Origin of the sequence: Dokdonia ponticola (assembly GCF_042653865.1) — a bacterium.
Lineage (GTDB): Bacteria > Bacteroidota > Bacteroidia > Flavobacteriales > Flavobacteriaceae > Dokdonia > Dokdonia ponticola.
In genome coordinates this window covers 172659-197814 of sequence record NZ_JBHSFV010000007.1, presented here as the reverse complement: position 1 = coordinate 197814, position 25156 = coordinate 172659, and the positions used below count along the sequence as shown (strand labels likewise).

Here is a 25156-nt window from a genome sequence, read left to right as displayed (position 1 = left end):
GCATTTTTTAGTTATCTGCTAGTTCAAATCCTTCGGCTTCGTCGTCAGTACTACCTTTTAAATCTTCTGCTCCGTGAGTTAATCTCTTAAGAGGTTTTAGTAAAGCAATCACTAAAATTCCAAAAATCACACAAAATATTGTAATTCCAGAAAATATAGTTAATTCACCTGCTTCAGATGCTGATTCTCCAATTAATCCTGCTACTTTGTTACCTAATCCAGTTGCTGCAAAATAAACACCCATCATTAAAGCACCATATCTTACCGGAGCCAACTTAGTAATGAAAGATAATGCAACTGGTGATGCACTCAATTCACCTATAGTATGGAATAAATATGCGAGTGCTAACCAATACATGGCAGACTTACCTAAAGATTCATATTCCATTGAAGCAAATACCATAAAAACAAAACCAAGTCCCATGATGATCACACCATTTGCCATTTTAAAAAGAGAAGACGCTTCTTTCCCTCTATTTTTCCACCAAAGCCAAAAGTTTGCAACTGGAAGAGCAAATAAAATAATATAAAAAGGATTAAAAAACTGAAAGGCTGCAGCAGGAATCTCATATCCTAATAAAAATCGATCTGTTCTATTTTCAGCATACAAATTCATTAATCCCCCAGCTTGCTCAAAAGCTCCCCAAAATACAATCACAATAATAAAAGATAATAGTAATACTAAATATCGATCTCTTTCAATTCGAGATTTAAGATCTCCATATATAGTAACCATCATTCCTACCACAACAGCTAAAAACACAAAGAATACCATATAAGCAATTGTTTGCTTTTCAATTAAAAAGTATGCGACACCTAGGCCTATTACTGACAACAACAATGTAGTAACGAGTGTTTTAGGCGTTGAGAATTGTGTTCTAAATATCTGACCTATAGAGATAGATCCGTCATCACTTTCTTTCTCTTTTTTCTTGGGTTTATTACCAACATGAACAATATATTTTTGTCCAAATAGGTATACCACTTGCCCCAATACCATTCCTATGGCGGCTAGACCAAATCCAGCATGCCATCCATATAATTGTGCAACATAAGCCACCGTCAAACTAGCAAGAGCCGCGCCCACATTTATCCCAATATAAAATATCGAAAACCCTTTATCTCTTCGCTCATCTCCTTTTTTGTATAGTCCTCCGACAAGCGTGGAGATATTAGGCTTTAACAAACCTACACCCGCTATTATTAAGCCTAGACCTGTATACCAAGCCCACATCTCTTCTATGGACAAAATACCGTGACCTGCAACTAATAAAAAGCCTCCTATCATTACTGCTTTTTTCTGTCCAATAATCTTATCAGCAATTATTCCTCCAGGTATGGATGCCACATAAACAAGCATTGTATACCATCCATATAATGAAAGTGCTTCTCCACTTAACCATCCTAAACCAGGATTATCACCAATTGTCTGTGCCGTTAAGTATAAAACAAATATACCTCTCATCCCATAATATGAGAATCGTTCCCACATTTCTGTAAAAAATAAAATATAAAGCCCTACTGGATGTCCAAATAGTTCTTTTTGATGTGCTGCTTTTGCTGACATATGTATCGTGTTAATTAATAATTAGGTTGTTTTGTTTTTAGTTATAATAGGTTATAATTTCTCTTTGATGAAATTGGTCATCATGGTATAGAGATGATATCGCGTATTGCCGCCGTAAATCCCGTGGTTTTTATCAGGATAATTGAAGTACCTAAATTGCTTGTTGGCCTGCACAAGGGCTTCTACGAGTCGTGTAGAATTTTGTACGTGCACATTATCATCTGCGCTACCATGTACGAGTAGTAAATCTCCTTTCAATTTTTCAACATGACTTAGTGGAGAGTTATTATCGTATCCTTCAGGATTTACCTGTGGGGTTAACATATACCGTTCTGTGTAAACAGTATCATAAAAACGCCAAGAGGTGACCGGTGCTACTGCGATGGCCATTGTAAAAGTATCTGCACCTTGAAAAAGACAATTGGATGCCATAAATCCTCCATAACTCCAGCCCCATATTCCAATTCTATCCGCATCTATATAGTCTCTTTGCCCTAGTTTTTCTGCGGCAGCTATTTGATCTATCACTTCGTATTTCCCAAGCTCTTTTTGAGTTATTTTTTTGAAATCACGCCCTTTCAAACCAGTTCCTCTTGGATCCACACAGGCTACAATATAACCTTCTTGTGCTAGCATCTGAAACCACATATCATTAGCACTATTCCAAGAGTTTTTTACAGATTGAGAGCCTGGCCCTGAATATTGGTACATAAACAGCGGATACTTTTTTGTCGGATCAAAATCTACAGGCTTGATCATGTATGCATTTAGATCTTCTCCATTAATGGTTAATGTAAAGAATTCTTTGGGAGATACTTTATAGCTATTGTAAAGTGTTTTGACCGCTTCATTATCTTTTAAACTTTTAATGAGTCTACCATCTTTAGCATCGTGTAATGTGTAACGCCATGGCGTTGCTGCATCACTAAAAGAATTGATAAAATAAGTAAAATCTGCGCTGAAATCAGCATTATTTGATCCTGCCTCAGTTGCTAATGGTGTTTTATTTTTTCCTTTTAAATCAATAGCATATACGCCTCTGTTAATTGAGCCATTTTCCGTACTTTGATAAAAAATACGCTCGGATGCTGGATCATAACCATAATATTCTGTAACCTCCCAACGTCCAGAAGTGACTTGTTTTTTGAGAGAGCCATCTTTGTTGTAGTGATAAATATGATTCCATCCATCTTTTTCGCTCGTCCAAATAAAGCTATGATCCTCTAGAAATGTTAGGTTATCGGTGACATCTACATAGGCAGCATCTCTTTCTCTAAACGCTTGTGAAACTTTATTAGTACTTGCATTGTAAAAGACAAGTGTCAAATCATTTTGGTTTCTATTAAGTGCTTGTACAGAGAGTACATTAGGATCTTTGGTCCATTGTATTCTAGGAAGATAGTAAGCGCCTATATTGCCAAAACTTATTTCTTTTGTTTGCACCACATTTGTTCCTGAAAGCGCTTCTCCTAAACTATAAATATGTAAACTTACCTTGGCATTTTCTTCTCCTGCCTTAGGATACTTAAAAACGGTTTGTGTTTGGTAGAGTTTATCTCCATACACATCCATAGAAAATTCAGGGACATTGGTTTCATCAAAACGGATATACGCAATACGTTCTCCATCTGCACTCCAATCAAAAGCGCGTACAAAGCCAAATTCTTCTTCATACACCCAATCTGTAATTCCGTTGATAATACTATTTTTTTGACCATCAAACGTAAATTGATTGGTTTCGTTTTTATCAATATCAAACACAAAGAGATTATTATTTTTTCCGTAGGCAATTTTAGTTCCATCTGGTGAGAACGTAGGCTCTTGAATAAGATCATCAGATACTTTGGTTAGCTTTCGCGAAAGCAAATCATAGACATAAAACTCCCCAAGCGTAGAGCGTCTAAAAACCGACGTAAGCTGGGTAGAGAGCAGCACCTTTTGTTCGTCTGAACTAAACTCATAACCTACAAAGTAATCAAGTCCGTCAATCTCTGCCGTGCTTACTGCAGTACGGACTTTCAGGCCACTTTCATAGTCATAGATATCTACAGATTTAACACCGCTGTCTCTATCATAATTTTGCACGGCATATTCTTTTCCATTTGCCATGGAATGTAATGCCTGCAAACGTTCTGTTGCAAAGGTGTTATTTTTCCATATATCGGCTATCGTTATCGCTTTGTTTTGCGCAGTAATCGTGGGGGTTGCCAAAAGAAACATGGCAATCATAAAAGTATACATTCTCATAAAAATCGTACGATTTTAGTAAAGGTTTGCCAATTTTACTAAAAAAAGATTAGAAAACCCCCGATTTGGTGTTAAATACCACCAAATTGTTAAGAAAAAAATATCCTTAAAAACAATAGGTAAAAACCGTTTATGAACTTTCTACCTATCTTTGTGATGACTACAAACCCATTAGAATGACCAAAAAAATAGCAGGTTTTTCAAAACTCTCTAAACTGGAAAAAATTAACTGGTTAACACAAACCTACTTTTCTAGAAAAGAAGAAGCAAGCCAACTACTCAAAACGTATTGGAATTCAGATCAGAAACTGCAACAATTACATGATGAATTCATAGAAAATACCATTACCAATTATTATTTACCGCTTGGTGTAGCCCCTAATTTCTTGATCAACGACACATACTACACCATCCCGATGGCTATAGAAGAAAGTTCTGTCGTTGCTGCAGCTAGTAAAGCGGCTAAATTTTGGGAAGAACGTGGCGGTTTTAAAACAACGGTTCTTGGAACGACCAAAATAGGACAGGTGCATTTTATGTATACAGGTGATGTTGCTGTTTTGCAGGCATTTTTTAATGATATAAAACCTACACTACTTAAAGACACAAGGTCCATCACAGCTAATATGGAAAAAAGAGGTGGTGGTATTCTCAATATTGAACTCGTTGACAAAACAGATGCTTTAAACAACTACTACCAATTGCATTGCACCTTTGAGACCCTGGATGCTATGGGTGCCAATTTTATTAATAGCTGTTTAGAACAGTTTGCCCAGAGTTTTAAAGATGGGTTTGATGCAGATGCTCGCTTTCGCGAACCTGCCTCGCCGGCAGGCAGGAGCGAACTCAACATTATTATGAGCATCTTATCTAATTATGTTCCTAATTGCATTGTAAGAGCCGAAGCAAGTTGCCCCATTAAAGACCTAACTGAAAAAGGGATTGACGGAGAGGAATTTGCTGTAAAATTTGCGCAAGCTATTGCCATTGCCGAAGTAGAACCCTACCGCGCAGTAACACACAACAAAGGAATTATGAATGGTATAGACGCTGTTGTACTAGCCACTGGAAATGATTTTAGAGCGATTGAAGCAGGTATTCACGCCTATGCCTCAAAAGACGGACTGTACAAAAGTCTTACACATGTAAGTATTGAGAAAGGTGTCTTTAGATTTTGGATGGATATTCCGTTGGCTGTAGGGACAGTTGGAGGTCTTACAAAACTACACCCACTTGTTAAATGGTGTTTTGAATTACTACAGCATCCTAACGCAAAAGAGTTAATGCAAATTATTGCCGTAGCGGGACTAGCCCAAAATTTTGCTGCTGTCAAATCACTTACTACAACAGGAATACAGCAGGGGCATATGAAAATGCACCTGATGAATATCTTAAATCAATTTGACGCAAGCAATTCAGAAAAGGACGAAGCGATCAACCACTTTAAAACACATCCAGTAACACACAGTGCTGTGGTAAGTTTTATAGAAAAAATAAGGTCTTAGATGCTTTCTTTTTACAGTCACGGAAAATTATTAATAACGAGTGAATACTTAGTGCTTGATGGCGCAGTTTCACTTGCAGTTCCTACAAAACTAGGGCAATCTTTGACCGTTACAGAAAACAACACTCAAAAACTTATATGGAAGAGTGTCTTGCATGACAACACCCCTTGGTTTGAAACAGAAATCAATATACCCTTACCATCTACTACCACATCTGATAATCCGATTATTCAAAAACTTTATGAGATTCTCAAAGCGGCTAAAGTACTGAATCCTACATTTTTAGAAGGAGATAAAGGGTATGAGGTTGTAAGCACTTTAGAATTTCCTAGAGATTGGGGGCTAGGCTCCTCTTCTACCCTAATTGCTAATATTGCATTATGGGCAACTATCAATCCGTACGAGTTACTAAAAATGACATTTGGTGGCAGTGGCTATGATATTGCCTGTGCTTCTTCAAATACCCCTATCACATACACCAACAAAGAAACAACTCCAGAAGTAAATTCGGTGGTATTTGACCCTGTTTTTAAAGAAAAAATCTTCTTTATTCACCTCAATAAAAAACAAAACAGTAGAGATAGTATTTCACATTACAAAAATCTTGATACCACTGAAAGAGACTATCATATTAAGGAGTTTACAGCACTTACCAAAGAAATTCTTGCATCACAAGACTCCCTTAGTAGATTTGAAGATTTACTTCTAAAACACGAATCAAAATTATCAGAAATCTTACAAACCCCCACCATCAAAGAACAACTCTTTTCTGATTATCCAAATGCTATCAAAAGTTTAGGAGGCTGGGGTGGTGACTTTATTCTTGCTATTGGCGCTATAGAAGACATGGAGTATTTTAAAGAAAAGGGATATTATAAGATTATTCCCTATTCAGAAATGTTGTTACATTAGATAGTAGTAATTTGAAATTTAATAAAAGGTATTATAATACCTTATGGCAAGCCCTGAACCTAATAAATAGGAACGTCGTATGGGTCGAGGTATTAGACCATAGATCCCGCTTTTTACTGAAACGAATTCAGTAAAAAGCGGGATTAGTTCAACTTACAATTTTAAGTACGTCTTACAGACTTCTCAAAATTGAGTTTTTACTAAAAATTAAGACATAAAAAAAGGATCACAAATGTGATCCTTTTTTTATGATTCAGTGAATATTCTTACTAGTAGAATGTTCCTCTATTATCTTCAATATCTGCAGCTTCTTTTAGGGCTTGTATTACTTTGGTTGTAACACCTGCTCTTGCTTTTTGCGTTTGCTGTGCAGCATAACTACCGTAATTTTCTAATGCTGGTGCTTCCGTCTTCTTAGTCACTTTGATAACATATACTCCTTTTACACCTTCAATAGGTTCAGAAATAGCTCCTTCTTTAAGACCAAATGCAACACCTACAACCTTAGGTTCATCACCCGCTCCAGCAATGTTAGGACTCGTCATATTAAGTGCACCTGACGTTCTAACTGTTTGACCTTGGTTTTGCGCAATAGCGTCTAAAGTTGTTCCAGTAATTTTTGATTTAATCTGAGCTGCTTTCTTTTCTATACGTACTTTAGGGATAACACTTGCAGATACGTCTTCAGCACGTTGTACCCCTTTTTCTACTTTACGCGTAAGTTGTGCTACGATGTATCCATCATTTACTTGGAAACGTTTCACATCTCCTTTTTTTGCATCCTCCTCAAAAGCCCACTGTACGATTGCACGCTGAGGGCCTTGACCTGGTAAGTTCTCATCCATTCTTCCAATATTATTGACTGGACGAACCGTATAGCCATTTTCTTTAGCAATAGCTTCAAAATCTCCGTCTCCAACAGCGATTTCAAATTTTTGAGTTTGTGTATACACATCTGAAATTGTTTTATCAGAAGGCACAATCTCTTTTGCCAAACTAGCTATTTTTAATGCTTTTTGAAAATTTCTTTGTTCTACAACCTCTATAACGTGATATCCAAAATCTGTCTTTACCACATCCATAGAGCCTTTTGGGTTATCTACAATGTAATCTCTGAATTCAGCAGCAAATAAATTAGGGTTTTGGAAACCTAAATCACCTCCACTTTCTTTATTTGAAGAATCCGATGAAAATTCAGAAGCTAATTTATCAAATGCACTTTTATCTCTTTTCACAACTGTTAATATACTATCAGCAAGTCTCTTTGCCTCTTCCTCAGTACGAGTCTCTGGAGAACGTAACGCTCCTTGATAGGATAATAAAATATGACGTGATTGAACAGAATCTGGCATTTGACGAGTTTCTACGATACGATCTAATTTCATGTAACGACCGTCTTTATAAGGCCCATATATAGCACCCTCTTCTAATTTAGAAACTGTATCCCTAACGATCCCTGCTAAATCTTTCTTAAATACAAAACGATCTACATACGGTAAATCAGAATTTTCAGAAAGAAACTCTTTTAAATCTGTAGCTACTTTAAATCCTGGAAGTGTATCATTAATCTGAGTAGATCTATTATAAGACACTAACTCGTCATTAAGGTAACTCATCATAGATTCTTTGAGTATATTCTCGTCGTCAAGCGTTGCTTTTTCTTCAAACTTTACAAAACGGATATTACGAGTTGCCTCTGTTTGGAACTCTTCTTTATGAGCGTTGATATAATTTTGTATTTCAGATTCAGTAACAGCGATATCTTCATCAGGAATACTTGCATAAGGAACTTGTACATATTGGATATCCACAGAGTTTCCGTCAAGTCTATAGGCAACTTCTCCGTCTTTTAAGGTAGCACCTAATCCTGCTCTCACTAAATTGTAATAAACTTCTTGCTTTTCTGTATTGGCAAGAGATTCTTCAAAAGCAATCCAACCTTGAAAGTCGTTAGGGTTTTTGCTATCCTTGAGCGTAGCAATAAATTCTTGCATTTTTGCTTCGCTAAAGAAACCATCTGCATCTTGAAATCTAGCATCATCTTGTAAAGCATTTTTAAGAAGATCTGCTAAACGTTCTTTTCCGATACGGATTCCTAACTCTTCGTACTGCCCTTCTAGAACCATACGGTTTACTTCTTGATCCCAAACAGCGTTTACAGCTCTTGTGGTTGTACCAGAAGCTCCAAAATTACGTAGCTGCTGCTCTACCTTACGGTCAAATTCTTTTCTATCTAAATCTTCTCCATTAATAGTTGCAATACGATTTTGCTTTGAAGAGTCTGCCCCTCCATTTCTAAATACGTCAGCAAGCACAAAAGAAAAAAGTGCTAATGCAATAATTAGTATCAAAAATAGTGATCGTTGTCTTATTTTATTTAAAATTGCCATCTGTCCTAAGTTAATTCTACAATAGTGCGCGAAAATACCATTTTCTTATAAAATAAAAAATAAAAAGATGATAGGATTTACTCTTCGATTGGACGTATCTCGATAAGCTCGATTTTTGTACTGGAAGTCTCAAGAATATGAATTTGGAAATTCTCTATGGTTATGGTCTCCCCCACCTCTGGAATCTCCTCTGTATGACTCACTACAAGCCCACCCAAAGTTTCATAATTTTCACTTTCTGGAAGATTTAATTTATAAATCTCATTTAAATAATCTACTTCCAAACGAGCAGAAAGACGATAGTATCCATCTTGTGTAATTTCTTCTTTCAAATCTACAGAGTCATGCTCATCTTGAATCTCACCAAAAAGCTCTTCTATGATATCTTCTACAGTCATCATACCGCTAGTACCTCCATATTCGTCTATAACTACTCCGATACTTTTTCTTTTTTTTGTCAGCACATTAAGTACATCTTTTACCAACATTGTTTCAGGAACATAGATCACAGGCATCAAAACACTACTGATAGTTTTAGGTTTTTTAAATAATGCAAATGAATGTACATACCCAACAATATCATCAATAGTCCCTTTGTAAACCAATATCTTTGAAAGTCCTGAGTCTATAAAAATGGTTGAGAGTTTTGCTGGAGTTGTATTTTCCTCTACCGCAATAATCTCCGTACGGGGAATCATAACTTCCCTGGACTTCACCTCTGAAAATTCTAAGGCATTTTGAAAAATTTGAATTTCGGTATCAATATCTTCATGTTCTGATACAGATTCCATTTGTTCAGAAATATAATTCCCTAGTTCTACCTTAGAGAAGGCTAACTGTACCTCATCTCCATCTGTTTTAAAAATATACTTAAGCACAACATCTGAAATCCAAATGACAAATGAGCTTAAAAAGCTAAAAACTACATAAAAAAAATAGGCTGGAATCGCAAAAAACTTCAAAAGCTTATTCGCATAAATCTGAAAAAATACTTTTGGCAAAAACTCTGCTGTAAGAAGTATGATAATGGTCGAAATAATTGTCTGACTTAACAGACCAAACTCTGAAACAAAGCTAGAGAGCCATTGTAAATTTTCGCCAAAAGGCACCCCTTCTAACCAATGCTGAAGCACATCTCCCATATAATACCCATAGACCACCAAAGCAATATTATTGCCCAATAGCATAGTTGCTATGAATTTAGAAGGTTTTTTGGTAAGTCGAGTAAGAATTTTAGATATAAAATCATTTTGCTTTTTTTCAATCTCGATATGAATCTTATTTGCCGATATATAGGCAATTTCCATCCCTGAAAAAAAAGCGGAAAGAATAAGCGAAATACAAATAACCGCTATACTACTCTCTAGAGCTACCATTTACGGTTGGTTTCTTTTTTCAAACTTTCTCCTGAAATGTCTTCTAAAAAAAAACACCCCTATACTTACTGCTGTAAAGAAAAGAAATAAATAGGCCCTATTTCTATCTATATTCCATTGGGAAAACGACTCATACGCAGCTAATACTGCAATAATCACATAAACCCATTCTGTATATTTTGCAAATCGAATCATTCTTCTTCTTTGGTTTCTTTTACGTATTGTTTACTTACGTTGTTTAAAGATACGAAATTTGTAAAGTCTTTGTTTGAATCAAATAAATCTCCCTCATTACGAGAACCGTCAGCCGTAATAAGTGTATAAGGCTGATCTGTAAATATCCAATTATTAGTTTGATCCCAATACAACTGTTGTGCTTTTAGAGTAACTGAATCACTTGTAAAGAGCGTTACATCTTGACGCAAATCTATGAGATTGGTATTTTTATACTGTATTGCATATTTTGAGGTAATGACATTTTCCTTACCCTGATCATCTATAAAAGTTACTTCTACCCCTTCAGGAAACTCATTATAAGGAAAACTAGCATTACTAAAATCTTTTAGTAACGGAGTTCTGAGATGTGCCGTTACTTTACCAGAATCTACATACTTTAGATTAATCCCAGTTCCTTCTGCAATCGCTGCATCGGATTTAATACGCATTTTACGTATTTCCTCTCCTTTACCTTTACAACTAAAACACAAAGTCACAGCAAAAGCTGTGACTAAGTATAGTATATATTTTTGTTGTGTCATTACAGATTAGGAACTCTTATACTTAATCCTATCCAACACCCTATGCTTACGGTTTTACCCCCCATATTTGCATTAAAAATCATTGCTTTATCTGGAGCTTTTCCTCTGTAAGCTTCTGCCGTTGCATTGGCATTACCTGCTAGCGATGGACTAACACGACCAGCACGCTCTGCAGTATTTGCAGCTAACCAGTACACAGCTCTTTTATTAAATACGCTATCTCCACAGTCATTTGCACTACTTGCATACATGGCTGCAATTCTTAAATAACATTTACCCATAGATGGAGACTCTGCCAATGCTTTGTTATAAAGACCCCTTGCTTTACCATAGCTTCCGCTTCTTCTTGCTTTTTCTGCAAGTCTATAATAAGCATCGGCTCTTTCTTTAGGATCTGTTTCAAGATCTATAGATTGCTGATAATAATCTCTCGCTGCAGCATCATCACCTTTCTTCTCAGCAAGAATTCCTAGATACTTTGCTGTTTTTGCAGAAGGTTCAAGGTTGTGTAATTGTGTTACCAACTTTTGGAATAAGTCTGAGTCTGTACAATCTTTACCCGCAAGACGTCCAGCTGCTTTACGTATCCAATTGATATCACTTTTATTTTCATCATACCCTTTTTCGTACAAAGGAATCAAATTTTCACAATTCCCTAAAACCCCCATTGTTGCGTCTGTATTAGACCCGAAAATGGCAAATGCTTTAAGATTTGTTTCATATCCTTTTTTTCTTCTCGCTTCCTTTGATGTAAGCGCTGAACCAGACTCTTCTTTATCTAATAGTTTTTGTAGTTTAGAGTCAAGCTTTGTTGCTTCTACATTTAGTTTTTCTTGAGTCTCATCATATAAATCAAAGACATCTTGAAGAGGTAATAAGTTTTCTTTGTATAAATCTACCGCTAATTTAAATCGGGTGTAGATACTCTTAGGACTACTAATAGATTCTGCATCTTTAGCAAATGCTGCATTAAATGCATCATATTGAGATTTTTTAGTTCCAATTTTATTATCAAAAAGGATTTGCGCTTGATCTGCTGCATTTCCTCCTGCTGGTGTTTTAGCTGGAAAATATTGCTCACGTTGTTTTAAAAATTCAATCAAATCTAAAGCGATGGTTTGTTCTTGCGCTCCAGTTGCTTTTTTAAGATCTGCTTTCAAAAGACGTTCTCCGTACTGATATAAAGCAAGTGACCAGCTAGGACATTCTTTTCTTAGTTTTTCAAAAGACGGTCTCGCAGCTTCGTAGTTTTTAACTTTTGCAGCTTCTACAAAAATAGACCCCGTAGTAATACACTCCTCGCTTACTTGTTGAGCATTTAGGTTTGAGGTTACAGTCATCATCACTATGATTGCTGCAAAAAGTGTAGTTAGTTTAGTTTTCATAATCTAGTTTTTATGCTATTAATTAAATTTACTTTGGAGGAACCAAACGTCATTCAGAGATAAACTAACCCCTGCATTAAAGAAGTTTTCTTGAACCAATCCTGAATTTGTCGTTCCTCGCTGTCCGAACTCAAAAGTAAAATTAATATTATTTAATGTTCGTCCTGCTGGCAAACCAAGTCCAAAAGATATGCCAAACTCGTTTATATCTTCATTAGCGATCACAATACCGCTTTGCTCATACCTGAATCCCGCACGATAAGTGACTCTCTGTAAGTAACTTGATACAGAATTATACTTTGGAATATAAAATCCTCCTGCACGAAATTGAGTTGCATCTTCAAAGCGCACATCTTCTAAGTCAAACCCCCTATTGGTAAAAGTACTATTTTTTTGGTTTGTATATTCTACACCGAAAAACCATTTATCAGGCTCTCCCAATCCCGCTCCTACAGTAACAGAGGAAGGAAAGTCAAAGTTAGTATCTCCTACTGGAACTTCAACGATGTCTATATCTTGCACTAGACCTAAGTTATTAAATATAACAGAAGACACCTGACGGTCATTTTGAGATTGCACTTCTGTCGCTGGTACGTATTTAACAGAACTGCGAAGTTCTAACTTATCTGTAATCATTCGATCGTATTGCGCTCCAAATTCAAGTGTAAAACCTAATATATCTGATCGATTACGTTCACGTGTCCCCAACTCTGCTCCTTCTATACTGCGAAGTGTCTCATTTTGAATATTTCCAAAATTATAATTAGCACTCGCTCCAACGTAAAGACCTTTTGTAACCTCATACCCTCCAGACAAGAATACACGATTCACGCCTCCCTTACCTGAAAATGTATTGGTCGTTACACTATCATCATCACTAAGATCATATCCTACTGATGTAAGAGGCACAAGCCCAAAACTTACACCTGCTCTTTTACTAATAGGAAAACTAAGTGCTAGGTAATCTATGGTACTTACAGAAGTATTATTTTCGTTAACCCCATCTTTCAGCGTTACTTCAGTGTGACTTCCTCCTACCGTAAACGTAACATATCGCAAACGTCCTAACTGAGCAGGATTAAGTAAATTAAGGTGTAAACTATCACTATAAAGCCCCATACCTCCCATAGCACGAGCCTCATAAGTCCCTCTAAATTGTTGTGTCCCTATTCCATAAAAGGAGTAAGGAGATGCAGTACCACCTTCCTGTCCATAGGCACTTCCAGCTATCACAAGCATTACTGCAATAATTATTTTTTTAATCATTCGTTCGTCTTAATATATAATTTAAGCCCTCCATCAAAAAATTAGAGTGCGCAAAGATGCTATTTTTTAATCGTTTTGACAAGATTTCTGCGTCTCCTCCTGTCAAAATAACGGTATCTACGTTAAAATCACTTTGATATTGATCTATTATCCCATCAATTTCCTTTACAATCCCCATCATAACACCAGAATGAATTGCGGTCTCGGTTCTATCTCCAACAATAGTTTCTGGCATTTGCACCTCCAATAAAGGAAGATTTGCTGTGAGATTATGCAATGCCTGATATCGTAAATGAATTCCTGGTGATATAGCGCCTCCTTTATAATGTCCTTTGGCATTTATAAAATCGTACGTAATACAAGTTCCTGCGTCTATAATTAATCCATTTTTTTCTGGGTACGCTTTCGCGAAAGCGGCCACCAGCGCCATCCTATCTACCCCTAGGGTTTCTGGAGTCGCGTAGTTATTCACAAAAGGAAGTGGTGTAGTGTGAGATAATAACACCGTTGGAAACCGAAGCTGTACAGATCGAGATTGCTCTTTTGACAACCTCCCTACCGAAGAGATAATAGCCTTCTTTATAGGATAATCTCCGATAAAACCCCCAAGACTTTCTACAAACTGAGTCAATGAAGTTGTCATTTTGGCGACCATCTGATCTGCATCAAAAACAGCCATCTTGATCCTAGTATTTCCTACATCTATAATGAGTTGCATAATCTAAAGTAAGGTGCCAAAAATACAAATTGAAAAACACTACCCTGTTAACAGAATCGTAAAAGAGTAAAAGGTTTTGCAAATTGGCAGGTAGTTAACAAAAAAACACGGGTTATTAACATGCTTAAACGGTTTGTGTAGGTGTGCAGTCCATTTTTTAGTAAGTTTGTAAACATATGTAGATAAGTTGCGCAATAACAATAATAGCAATAAGTTCATAATCAAGGGAATGTAACGGATATTTGTGTCATTACAAATCATATAAACCCCCAGAAATTATGGAAAAAGTAATTCTAGCGATTGCATTTGCTCTTGCTGTTCTTGTAGGTACTACTACGAACTCAACCCCAGATGAAACAAAAATTAGAAAAGACAAGTACGAAATCCCAGTTAACGGGTAGAAAAAGACGACTTATTATTGGAGGTGTCATTGCATTTTTACTTGCTATGACACCTTTTCTATTTTATCTTTATCTGTATGCTCCTGAAAATAGCAAAGTATGGGAAACCACGATTTTCACATTTGAAACTAAAAGTTTTAGTAACGCCCAAAATTTTATACACGCATTATTTACCAAAACAACATTTGTAATTATTACAACCCTTTGGTTTATCACTTGTAAACATTGGTGGAAATGGGCCATACTCATTCCATTGACCATGTTTCTTTTTCAACTATTAAGTGTTATCAATTACCAAGAAGATTATTTTGATGATTTTGACTTTTGGTATTCACTCGTCATCATAATGCCTATCATTGTATTCCTTGTATGGATTAGCAATGAACTTAATAAAATCATAGGAGATCTTGATCTCAAAGATGAGATAGAAGAAGAACTGGAAAGTTACAAGAAAGAAAAATAATTTTAAAACGTATTATTCTGCCTCGGGCGGTCTTCCCTTAAGGCGTTTTTCTATTTTGCGTTTTTTTTCTGTAAGGCGCTTCATCATATCCATCAATACGGGATCTTTAGTTTCCTTATAAATTTCATTAAGAGCTAGCACAAGTCGTTTTGCCTCTCTCGATGCCACGACCCTATCACTTGTAGACATATTGCTCATTTTAGCATTTTCAAAAGCTATGGCTTCTTCTAGTAGATCCATACTACACATATTTAGGTATTATAAATATAGGAAAGAAGTTTTATAAAAAACTAATAACTAAAACAAAAAACCCGATCAAATGATCGGGTTTTTATGTGGTACCTCCAGGAATCGAACCAGGGACACACGGATTTTCAGTCCGTTGCTCTACCAACTGAGCTAAGGTACCTCGCTAATGCGGGTGCAAATATATAACCTTATTTAAATATGAACAACAACTTTTTTAATAAAAATTAATCTTCGTGATTATTTTTAATTTACAAACACACAAAATCAATCGTTTAACCTATTAAATTTATAAATAAAACCATTTATTTAAATTTACTGTAAGTAATTGGACAGAAGTTCGATTAATTATACTTTAGCCTTCAGCAATCAAACACACTATGGCAGACCAATATTACGACCCAAAAGACCTTAGGAAATTTGGAAAAATTACAGAATGGAGTGAAGAATTAGGAACAAAATTTTTCGACTATTACGGTAAAGTTTTTGAAGAAGGCGCTCTAACAGCTCGCGAAAAATCTCTGATAGCACTAGCTGTAGCGCATACAGAACAATGCCCCTATTGTATTGACGCCTATACCAAAGATGGCTTGCAAAAAGGAATCACGAAAGAAGAAATGATGGAAGCGGTACATGTAGGTGCTGCCATAAAAAGCGGCGCTACACTAGTACATGGGGTGATGATGATGAATAAAGTAAACAAATTAGATGGGTAAGGGATAGCTTTCGCGAAATCGAACTTGTGAGATTCACGACCATTGGGAGAGCGAAGCGTTAAAGCAAAAAAGCAGAAAAAACAAAAAAACCCGCCTGCGTGGGATAATGAATATGGGAGCAACAAAGTCACTTCAAAAAACTAATAACGAACTAGCAGATGCAAATCGCCAGTTAGAAATACTCTCCAATGGTATTTTTAAAAATGGAGAATTACCCACGTTTGCAAAAAAAATAATGGAAACAAACCAGTTTCCATTACGTCCTCGCACACTAGAAATCTTACAGATTAATGTAGGTTACATGTGCAACCAAGTATGTGATCATTGTCATGTTGACGCCGGACCAGATCGTAAAGAAATCATGACGTGGGAAACGATGGAATTGTGTTTAGATGTGATCCGCAATACAGGGGCACATACCTTAGACCTTACAGGAGGAGCGCCAGAAATGAATCCGCATTTTAGACGTTTTGTAGAAGAAGCTAGTAAAGCCGGGATCAAAGATTTTATTGTGCGTAGTAATCTGACAATCATCAGAGCCAATAAAAAATACTATGATTTACCTGAATTTTTCAAAAAACACAATGTACACGTGATTTCTTCAATGCCACACTGGACCAAAGGAAAAACAGACAAACAACGTGGGGATGGTGTTTTTGACAAATCCATTAAAGCCTTACAAGAACTAAATGCTGTAGGCTACGGCATGCCAGATAGCGATCTACGACTTGACTTAGTCTACAACCCATCAGGTGCATTTTTACCAGGAGATCAAGCCAGTATGGAAAAAGACTTTAAAAAAGCATTGATGGAAGATTTTGGAATTCAGTTCCATAATTTATTTGCCATCACCAACCTCCCAATTGCTCGATTTTTAGATTATCTGATTGCCTCAGAAAATTATGAGGACTACATGTATCAACTTGTGGAGGCATACAACCCAATGGCTGTAGCCAACGTGATGTGTACCAATACGATTTCTATAAGTTGGGATGGCTGGTTATATGATTGTGATTTTAACCAAATGTTGGGCCTCAAAGTCAATTCAAAAATTAAACATATCGCTGATTATAATGAAGAAGTTTTAAATAATCGCGATATTGTCATCTCTCAACATTGCTATGGCTGTACCGCAGGTGCTGGCAGTAGCTGTCAAGGAACCGTAGCGTAATCATTGTGAATTTAAAAAAAACCGCCATATTATTATTTGCTCAATCTGCTCAAAAAGAAGCGGCAAATAAACCATTTAAAAATGCAACGCGACTTTTTACTCAATTAAATAATCATACCATAGCTATTGTCAAAAAAAGCAAACTCCCCTACTTTAGACTCACAGAAGAGCAACAAGTTGGGAGTACTTTTGGAGAGCGATTAACCAATGCTATACAATCTATTTACGACAAAGGATATGACCATGTCATTGCTATAGGAAATGATACACCACATTTACAAACACATCATATTCTTGACACCGCAAAAAAATTAGAAACACATTCGCTGGTTTTAGGGCCTTCAAAAGATGGAGGTTTTTACCTCATAGGATTACATAAATCACAATTTAATCCAACGGAATTTTTACAATTACCCTGGCAATCTCAGACACTTACAAAAGAACTTTTAATAGCGTATTCTTTAAGAAAAGAAAAAATACAAACACATCTTCTTGAAACTTTAGAAGATATTGACCTTTTTATAGACATTAAAATCATTTTAAAAGGACTTCGTGCATTAAATAATCACATCATACAACAGCTACTTGAAGCTATTGTTTATACAAAAACCACTGTTTACACACAAAAGATTCCCTTTATTAATTCATTTTCTAGACGTGTACACCACAACAAGGGTTCCCCTACTTTTCTTCCTCTTTAAAATCACGTACATCAAGCATGTATGTTATTGCTTATGATATAAGCAATAAGGTCGACATCATTATACATAAAAACATAGGCTTTCTAAAAAAAGCTACACAGCACTAAAAAATCAATATTTAGATGAAAATACTCGGTATTATCTTCTTTTTTATCATTTCTCCTATGCTAGGACAGGAATCCATTGATCTTGCACTAGAAAAGTATAATAGAGAATCTGTACCCTATATTTCGGTAGAGGAGCTTCATAAAAATAAGGAAAAGTATCTCATCCTAGACACTCGTAAAAAAGAGGAGTATAATGTGAGTCATATTCCTAATGCTGTTTGGAGTGGTGAGCTATTGGAGGAGTCCGCTTTCGCGAAAGCGTACCCAGACAAATCACAACCTATTGTCGTGTATTGCTCTATCGGCGTTCGTTCAGAAAAATTTGGCGAAAGCCTACAAAACGCAGGATACAAAAATGTATACAATCTATATGGAAGCATTTTTAGCTGGAAAGACAGAGGGTATACCATTTCAAACAAAAAAGAAAACCCAACAGATAGTATCCACGTATATAGTAAGGCATGGTCAAAATATGTGAAAACAGGCATAAAAGTATTTTAAAATGGCTATAGAAAATAGAGACAACTTGCTTCTTATTTTTACCCGGAACCCTGAGTTAGGCAAAGTCAAAACGCGCCTAGCACAAGGTATTGGAGAAGCAAATGCACTTACTATCTACAAGATCTTATTACAACACACACATGATGTCGTTGTAAAAGTATCTGGCAAAAAAAGAATTGGATATTCTGTTAAGGTGAGAGAAAATGACATCTGGGAATCTTCGCTTTTTGAAAAATTTCAACAAGAAGGAGAAGATCTTGGACAACGGATGGAGCACGCGTTTTCAGAAGCATTTTCTGATGGATATAAAAAAGTAGTCATTATTGGAAGTGATCTTTACGACTTACAACCGCAACACTTGGAGCAGGCCTTTGAGGCACTATCAACAAACGATATCGTTATTGGTCCTGCAAAAGATGGAGGCTATTATTTACTAGGCATGCGATTGTTGATCCCAGAGGTATTTAAAAACAAATCATGGGGCAGTGATACCGTCCTTGAGAAAACATTGGAAGATGTAAGACCATATTCTCTTCAAGTTTTGGAAGAGCTCAATGACATTGACTTTGCCGAAGATTTAGAACCGTATCCAGAATTTACAAAATACTTAGTCACCAATTAAAAACTATACTTATGAAAAAAATTACAATCCTAGTCGTTGCCTTTATGGCAATCTCATCTGTAGCACATGCCCAATGCTTTAGAGAAGGAGCTTTTGCTGCTATAGATGACCCTGCACAATATCCTGTATCAGGAACAGGTTCTATTCTATTTGAAACAGATGGAACAAAACAAGTCGTATTTGGAGATGATTTTTCAACTGTACAAGGTATAGAATTACGTGTATATTTATCTACCACAGAGCGCCTTAATCAAGGCGGAACAGAACTTGAAGTAACTACAGAACCTTTACAAGATGATAATGGTGGACAAGACACCAATGATCCTATCACAGGGATGAAAACGTTTGATGTGCCTGACAGCGTAAATCTTGGAGATTTCTCATACATCATTATACAGTGCGTACAAGCAGATGTCCTCTGGGGACGTGTTGATTTGGGAGAAAATGAAGGAGCTGACTGCTCCACACTCGCTATTGAAAACAATGCATTTGATACTGTAAATATTACGCCAAATCCTATGCGAGATCAATTCTCAATTTCTGGACTAACTACTCAAGAGGCAGAAATAGCGATTTTTGACATCTTAGGAAAAAGAGTATATACACAACAACAAGTAACCAACCAGATGATTAACATTTCTTCATTAAGAGCAGGAATATATATCATGACGATCTCTTCTGGAGATCAAAAAGCAACTAGAAAACTGATTGTTCAATAACCATATAGTATGATAAAAATTATTCAAGAAACTACAGAATATCTTAAAAGCAAAGGATTTGAGCATCCAGAAATAGGGATTATCCTAGGCACAGGATTAGGACAGTTATTAGATAAAATAGACATCTCCAAAGAGGTAAGCTATAATCATATTTCTAATTTCCCAACAGCTACAGTTGAGTTTCATACAGGAAAATTAATATACGGGACCCTCGAGGGTAAAAGTGTGATTGTGATGCAAGGACGTTTTCATTTGTATGAAGGCTATTCGCTAACTGATGTTACCTTTCCTGTGCGTATCATGCATGCATTAGGTATTAAAAAATTGCTAGTATCTAACGCAGCTGGAGCTGTCAACCTCAACTTTAAAAAAGGCGAATTAATGCTGATTGATGATCATATCAACCTACAAGGAGGATCTCCACTTGCATTTAAAGGAGTTGAAAAACTAGGAGAACGGTTTACTGACATGAGTGCTCCTTATGATGCAGACATGAATAGTGCTCTAGAGAATATCGCTAGCTCGAACGGAATTAAATTACATAAAGGTGTATATGCATCGGTAGTAGGACCTCAACTAGAAACCAGAGCGGAATATAGATATCTCAAGATTATAGGAGCTGATGCTGTAGGGATGAGTACCGTTCCTGAAATTATTGTAGCCAATCACTTAAACCTCCCTGTAAGTGCCGTATCAGTTCTCACAGACGAGTGTGATCCAGATAATTTGGCACCTGTAAATATTCCAGAAATTATCGCGATGGCTGGAAAAGCAGAACCCCGCATGATTACATTATTTTCAGAGTTAATAAAAAGTTTATAAGAACAACCCCTTATTATTTTAAAATAAACTGCCGTGGGGTAAGCCCACGAGGTAGTTTAAGAAAAAAACATTCAATTTCGAGACAAGCCTCGGAGTACTAAACCTCGATTACCGAGTAAAAACACACAAGAATATGAGTTATTTAGATGCCACCGTAGATGTATATAAAGAAGCTGCACTCACCCCAGACATAGGGCTTTGTTGCACAACAAATCCCATTTGGGAACTACCTGGGTTAAAAATCCCTAGAATCATGCAAGAAATGAATTACGGATGTGGTAGTACCGTAAATGCAAGAGATCTAACCAACGAACCTAAAATGCTATATGTAGGTGTTGGAGGAGGCATGGAACTCCTACAATTCGCCTATTTTAATAGACACAAAGGAGGTGTTGTAGGTGTAGATGTTGTCGATGAAATGTTAGAAGCGTCGCGTAAAAACTTCATAGAAGCTGAAGCCATGAATCCTTGGTTTAAAAGTGAATTTGTGGATCTCAAAAAAGGAGATGCTCTTAACCTACCCGTAGCTGACAATACCATTGATGTAGCAGCACAAAATTGTCTTTTCAACATATTCAAAGCTGAGGATTTGAAAAAGGCAATTGAAGAGATGTACCGCGTATTAAAACCTCATGGCCGTCTCGTCATGAGTGACCCTACCTGTGAGCAACCTATGAATGATGAGCTACGTAACGATGATAGATTACGTGCACTTTGTCTTAGTGGTAGTCTCCCTATCGCCGAATATGTAAAAGCATTGACAGATGTAGGTTTTGGAACCATAGAGATCAGAGCCCGTAAACCCTATCGTATCTTAAATCCTGGTGATTACCCTACAGACGAACTCATCTATATAGAGTCTATTGAAATTGCAGCCATTAAAGATCCTATGCCAGAAGATGGCCCGTGTATCTTTACTGGAAAAGCAGCTATTTACTATGGCCGTGAAGATTATTTTGATGACAAAAAAGGACATATTCTTTTAAAAAATCAGCCACTAGCTATTTGTGATAAAACAGCACAAGCGATCGCAGACCTAGGACGCAATGATATTTTTATAAGTGAGTCTACGTATCATTACGATGGAGGGGGCTGTTGCTAATATTTATGTGTAATTTATACATCAAAAGAGGATAGCTGTTATATGTTATCCTCTTTTGATGTATAAAATAAAAGGGGGTAAGAAATAAATCAATATAGAATGTAAAGTATGGCGTACATTTTGGACTACTAGTGCAGAATCTATGCTGATAAAAACAGTTATTTAAAAATAGACCTCGAAAATCAAACCCATGAAATATCACATACTTACAGGAATTCTATTGGCTTGCACACTTATTGCTTGTGGCGGAAGCAAAAAAATAGTCAACACAGAGCAAATAAAACAAGTGGCTACTGTTGAAGAAAAGGCTGAAAAAGAAACCGTCATTGAACGCGAAGCACCAGAGGTTGAAAAAGATATCATGGAAACACCAAAAAAAGAGCCTCAGAAGGAGATTTCAACACCTCAAAATACAGATACAAAAACCCACGACGAGAATGAGACCGTAGCTGACACATCTGTTCCAGACAAAATACCTTTAGAAGCCTTTGATCATACAAATTACAACAACCTCGTCGCAACATATGTCTCTAATGAGGGAAATGTAAACTATGAAGGCTTTAAAAGAAATTGGAATACGCTTAGAAATTATATCAAAGCCTTAGGAGAAAACATGCCTACAGATGCATGGACTACAGAAGACAAGCTTGCTTATTGGATGAACGCCTACAATGCCATGACTGTAGATCTGATCCTGCGTAATTACCCTCTGGAAAGTATTAAAGATATTAAAGATCCTTGGGGACAGCGCTTCTGGAAATTAGGAGACAAATACTACAATCTTAATGAAATTGAACATAAGATTTTACGAAAAATGGGAGATGCTCGGATTCATTTCGGGATCAACTGTGCATCCTTCTCCTGTCCGCCTTTGTTAAACGAAGCCTTTACAGCTCAAAAAGTAGATGCACAATTAGATACGCTAGCAAGACGTTTTGTAAATGATACACAACGTAATACAATAACACCTAATAGCATTGAAATCTCAGAGATTTTTAATTGGTTTGCTAAAGATTTTAAAACCAACGGGTCTGTTATTGATTTTTTAAATCAGTATTCTGATACCCAGATTGCATCTAATGCAAAAAAGAAATATAAAGAGTATAATTGGTCACTTAATAAATAAACACCTTTGGGAACACCCAAAATTTCGATCATTATCCCAACGCTCAATGAAGCCGAGAATATCTCTCGGCTTTTGAAGCATCTAGCTGCTAATAAAACAGCAAAAACTCCTATCGAAATGATTATCGTAGATGGCGGAAGTGATGATCATACACCTACTATCATCCAGAAATATATCCAACAAAATAACATAGATTATATTAGGGTGATCACAGCTCCTAAAGGACGTGCAAAGCAAATGAATGCAGGAGCTACTAATGCAAAAGGAACGATTCTCTATTTTTTACACGCAGATAGCTTTCCTCCAAAAGGCTACGACCAAGACATCGTCGGCGAAATATCAAAAGGGAATCTTGCAGGATGCTTCAGAATGCGTTTTGATAGTAATCACTGGTGGCTACGTCTTGCTAGTTGGCTTACTCAATTTTCTTGGAGAGCTTGTCGAGGAGGTGACCAAAGTCAGTTTATCACCAAAGATCTATTTGAAGAACTCGGGAAATTTGATGAACATTTTATTATTTATGAAGATAACGACCTTATCAATAAATTATATGCTCGTAATCAATTTACAGTCATTAACAAGAAAATTACAACCTCTTCTAGACGCTACAAAACTAATGGCATTTGGAAGTTACAATACCATTTTTGGGCTATTTACATAAAAAAATGGTTTGGCGCGTCAGCCGAAGAACTACACGAGTATTATAAAAAGAACATTGTTTCTTAGGTTTACTGCAATGAATAACAAAACGAAACTATCTTGATTAATAACAATTTAGCCATAAAATGCTTGCTATAATTCGTTTCTGATGTACTTATATTTCAAATTAAAAATATGATAAAACTAAATTGGTATAAGGAGTAAAGATTTACAATTTGAATGAATTTAATTGATAAACGCTCTTCTATTTCAAAAAGAGGTGAGTATGCTTTCGCGAAAGCGTACTATAAACATCTGAAAGCATAAATCACCCCGCTCTATCTTTAAAAGCTTAAAAGAAAATATAATCGCCGATGATTTCACATTCAGAGGAAGCTTTGTTTTTATAAAAAAATAAGATTGCTTTGGTTACTATGGCTAGAAATACTGACCAATTCCGAAGACGAGTCCACTTGTAGCACTTGGCGTAATCCCATATCCATAATCCACTCTAAAAGTAGCATTAAATATTTTTTTATGAATAAATCGCATCCCTATTCCTGGATACACCCTTAGATTCTGATCATCACCAAAGTCTCCTAGGTCTCCGCCGGGATTGCGCCAACTCCCAGCATCTATAAAAGCATTTCCCTGAATAGCAAACCAGGGTTTATCCAGAAACGTATAGCGATACTCTGTGTTTAACACAATCACACCTGTACCACGGTCAATGGTATTTCCAACGCCCCGTACATTCAAGTTATTATCTACTGAAAAAGGGGCAAAAGGAGAATCGTCATTGGTCGCTAAACCTAAACGCAATCGGTTAGCCCAATTACCTTTTTGCCCAACTTTTAAAAAGTATTGAAAATCATTCCACCAGATTAAAAAATCAGGTAATGTCTCATTACTGGCTATCACATATTGAATGTTAAACGTACTCTTAAAACCATTAGTGTATTGGTAATAATAGTCTAAAGAATCATATTCGTAGACCCCTTTAAAAAGCAACTTATCTACGACAAGTTCTTGAGGTACATTATCACTGGTTACTCCGAACAAATAGTCATAATCTTCTGTAAAAATAGTGACACCCGTTTCTATACGATGCCGGAAATTAAAGGCATACAATCCCAAAAATTCAAAAGAAGTATTGTTGTACCTATAATCGGCAATGCCTTCTTCTAAAAATACAGGTTCCTGTGTTGTTAAACTTTGAAAATTAATGGCAATGCCCAGTTTATTATTAAAGAGAAAAGGAGTTCTTAAATTAATTCCAAAAGAATCAAAAATATCCTTTTGATAAAAACCTCCAAAAGCAATATTTCTACCTAACGTATTAAACTCATAAAGTCCTACTCTATATGCAAACTCATCATCATTAGTGGTATAAACATTAAGCTGTGGGTTAATCGTAAAATTCTCTTCTATATTATAAAAAACATTATAATAATTATCATGAGAATGAAAAACCTGATAATACGCATGGGAGACCGCTGGAAGACGTTTTAATCTGATAATATCCTGTTCTAAAACCGTAGAATCTAAAACCTTGCCTTGTTTTGCATCACTTATCAACCTTACAAAAGAACTCTTGAGACGTTTATTCCCTTGCACTTTTACATCGGCTATATAGTACTCCTGAGCATATCCATGATAAGATAAGCACAAAACAAAGAGTACTAACATTGAGTTT

General features: G+C 36.2%; 23 protein-coding genes and 1 tRNA gene. 13 read left to right on the top strand and 11 right to left on the bottom strand.

Translation table 11 applies throughout. The features are described 5' to 3' along the window. Positions 1-7 precede the first annotated feature (7 nt). Positions 8-1567, bottom strand: a complete 1560-nt coding sequence (locus ACFO3O_RS12720; RefSeq protein WP_379979362.1) for a peptide MFS transporter — start codon at positions 1565-1567, stop codon at positions 8-10. Positions 1568-1618: 51 nt separating this feature from the next. Further along, positions 1619-3814 carry a S9 family peptidase gene (locus tag ACFO3O_RS12715; protein ID WP_379979360.1) on the bottom strand — a complete coding sequence of 732 codons (2196 nt, stop codon included), beginning with the start codon at positions 3812-3814 and terminating at the stop codon, positions 1619-1621. Positions 3815-3990: 176 nt separating this feature from the next. On the opposite strand from ACFO3O_RS12715, the gene ACFO3O_RS12710 reads away from it, so the two are divergent. Then, entirely contained in the window at positions 3991-5319 is a 1329-nt protein-coding gene (locus ACFO3O_RS12710) for a hydroxymethylglutaryl-CoA reductase, degradative (protein WP_379979358.1), read from the top strand. Then, entirely contained in the window at positions 5320-6231 is a 912-nt protein-coding gene (locus ACFO3O_RS12705) for a GYDIA family GHMP kinase (protein ID WP_379979356.1), read from the top strand. Positions 6232-6500: 269 nt separating this feature from the next. Here the strand turns inward: ACFO3O_RS12705 and ACFO3O_RS12700 are convergent, their stop codons facing one another. The 6 genes from ACFO3O_RS12700 to ACFO3O_RS12675 form a co-directional block, all read right to left on the bottom strand. Next, positions 6501-8621, bottom strand: a complete 2121-nt coding sequence (locus ACFO3O_RS12700; RefSeq protein WP_379979354.1) for a peptidylprolyl isomerase — start codon at positions 8619-8621, stop codon at positions 6501-6503. A 77-nt stretch (positions 8622-8698) separates the two neighbouring features. Then, positions 8699-9997 (bottom strand): hemolysin family protein, encoded by a 1299-nt coding sequence (locus ACFO3O_RS12695; RefSeq protein ID WP_379979352.1) that lies wholly within the window; start codon positions 9995-9997, stop codon positions 8699-8701. A 191-nt stretch (positions 9998-10188) separates the two neighbouring features. Beyond that, positions 10189-10755, bottom strand: a complete 567-nt coding sequence (gene lptC, locus ACFO3O_RS12690; protein WP_379979350.1) for an LPS export ABC transporter periplasmic protein LptC — start codon at positions 10753-10755, stop codon at positions 10189-10191. Then, entirely contained in the window at positions 10755-12140 is a 1386-nt protein-coding gene (locus ACFO3O_RS12685) for a hypothetical protein (protein ID WP_379979348.1), read from the bottom strand. Before ACFO3O_RS12685 ends, lptC begins: the two co-directional genes overlap by 1 nt. A gap of 18 nt (positions 12141-12158) precedes the next feature. Then, complete coding sequence (locus ACFO3O_RS12680; protein WP_379979346.1) at positions 12159-13406, bottom strand: hypothetical protein; 1248 nt, start codon at positions 13404-13406, stop codon at positions 12159-12161. Continuing rightward, positions 13399-14124, bottom strand: coding sequence for a type III pantothenate kinase (locus tag ACFO3O_RS12675; protein WP_379979344.1), 726 nt, complete (start codon positions 14122-14124; stop codon positions 13399-13401). The genes ACFO3O_RS12680 and ACFO3O_RS12675 overlap by 8 nt, the downstream gene beginning before the upstream one ends. A 351-nt stretch (positions 14125-14475) precedes the next feature. Here ACFO3O_RS12675 and ACFO3O_RS12670 point away from each other — a divergent pair, with 351 nt between their 5' ends. Beyond that, complete coding sequence (locus ACFO3O_RS12670) at positions 14476-14988, top strand: hypothetical protein (RefSeq protein ID WP_379979342.1); 513 nt, start codon at positions 14476-14478, stop codon at positions 14986-14988. Between the two features lie 12 nt (positions 14989-15000). Here ACFO3O_RS12670 and ACFO3O_RS12665 read toward each other — a convergent pair whose 3' ends face one another. Further along, entirely contained in the window at positions 15001-15228 is a 228-nt protein-coding gene (locus tag ACFO3O_RS12665) for a hypothetical protein (protein WP_379979340.1), read from the bottom strand. 96 nt (positions 15229-15324) lie between these two features. Next, positions 15325-15397 (bottom strand) — tRNA-Phe (locus ACFO3O_RS12660). A 217-nt stretch (positions 15398-15614) separates the two neighbouring features. Here ACFO3O_RS12660 and ACFO3O_RS12655 point away from each other — a divergent pair. The 10 genes from ACFO3O_RS12655 (at position 15615) to ACFO3O_RS12610 (ending at position 23547) form a co-directional block, all read left to right on the top strand. After that, positions 15615-15950 carry an arsenosugar biosynthesis-associated peroxidase-like protein gene (locus ACFO3O_RS12655; RefSeq protein ID WP_013750118.1) on the top strand — a complete coding sequence of 112 codons (336 nt, stop codon included), beginning with the start codon at positions 15615-15617 and terminating at the stop codon, positions 15948-15950. A gap of 112 nt (positions 15951-16062) precedes the next feature. After that, positions 16063-17121, top strand: coding sequence for an arsenosugar biosynthesis radical SAM (seleno)protein ArsS (gene arsS / locus ACFO3O_RS12650; protein ID WP_379979338.1), 1059 nt, complete (start codon positions 16063-16065; stop codon positions 17119-17121). Positions 17122-17126: 5 nt separating this feature from the next. Next, a complete protein-coding gene (locus tag ACFO3O_RS12645) occupies positions 17127-17822 on the top strand; it encodes a TIGR04282 family arsenosugar biosynthesis glycosyltransferase (protein WP_379979336.1) in 696 nt (231 codons plus the stop codon). A 122-nt stretch (positions 17823-17944) separates the two neighbouring features. After that, positions 17945-18430, top strand: coding sequence for a rhodanese-like domain-containing protein (locus ACFO3O_RS12640; RefSeq protein ID WP_379979334.1), 486 nt, complete (start codon positions 17945-17947; stop codon positions 18428-18430). Position 18431: 1 nt separating this feature from the next. After that, the gene (locus ACFO3O_RS12635; protein ID WP_379979332.1) at positions 18432-19052 is read left to right on the top strand and encodes a TIGR04282 family arsenosugar biosynthesis glycosyltransferase; all 621 of its coding nucleotides are present in this window, start codon (positions 18432-18434) and stop codon (positions 19050-19052) included. An 11-nt stretch (positions 19053-19063) separates the two neighbouring features. Next, positions 19064-19771: a T9SS type A sorting domain-containing protein gene (locus ACFO3O_RS12630; RefSeq protein WP_379979330.1), complete on the top strand. Its 708-nt coding sequence runs from the start codon at positions 19064-19066 to the stop codon at positions 19769-19771. A gap of 9 nt (positions 19772-19780) precedes the next feature. Beyond that, complete coding sequence (locus ACFO3O_RS12625; protein WP_379979328.1) at positions 19781-20593, top strand: purine-nucleoside phosphorylase; 813 nt, start codon at positions 19781-19783, stop codon at positions 20591-20593. 133 nt (positions 20594-20726) lie between these two features. Further along, positions 20727-21695 carry an arsenosugar biosynthesis arsenite methyltransferase ArsM gene (arsM, locus tag ACFO3O_RS12620; protein WP_379979326.1) on the top strand — a complete coding sequence of 323 codons (969 nt, stop codon included), beginning with the start codon at positions 20727-20729 and terminating at the stop codon, positions 21693-21695. Between the two features lie 190 nt (positions 21696-21885). Further along, positions 21886-22821, top strand: coding sequence for a DUF547 domain-containing protein (locus ACFO3O_RS12615; RefSeq protein ID WP_379979324.1), 936 nt, complete (start codon positions 21886-21888; stop codon positions 22819-22821). Between the two features lie 6 nt (positions 22822-22827). Further along, complete coding sequence (locus ACFO3O_RS12610) at positions 22828-23547, top strand: TIGR04283 family arsenosugar biosynthesis glycosyltransferase (RefSeq protein ID WP_379979322.1); 720 nt, start codon at positions 22828-22830, stop codon at positions 23545-23547. Between the two features lie 351 nt (positions 23548-23898). On the opposite strand, the gene ACFO3O_RS12605 is transcribed toward ACFO3O_RS12610, so the two are convergent. After that, complete coding sequence (locus ACFO3O_RS12605; protein ID WP_379979320.1) at positions 23899-25149, bottom strand: POTRA domain-containing protein; 1251 nt, start codon at positions 25147-25149, stop codon at positions 23899-23901. Positions 25150-25156: the final 7 nt, after the last annotated feature.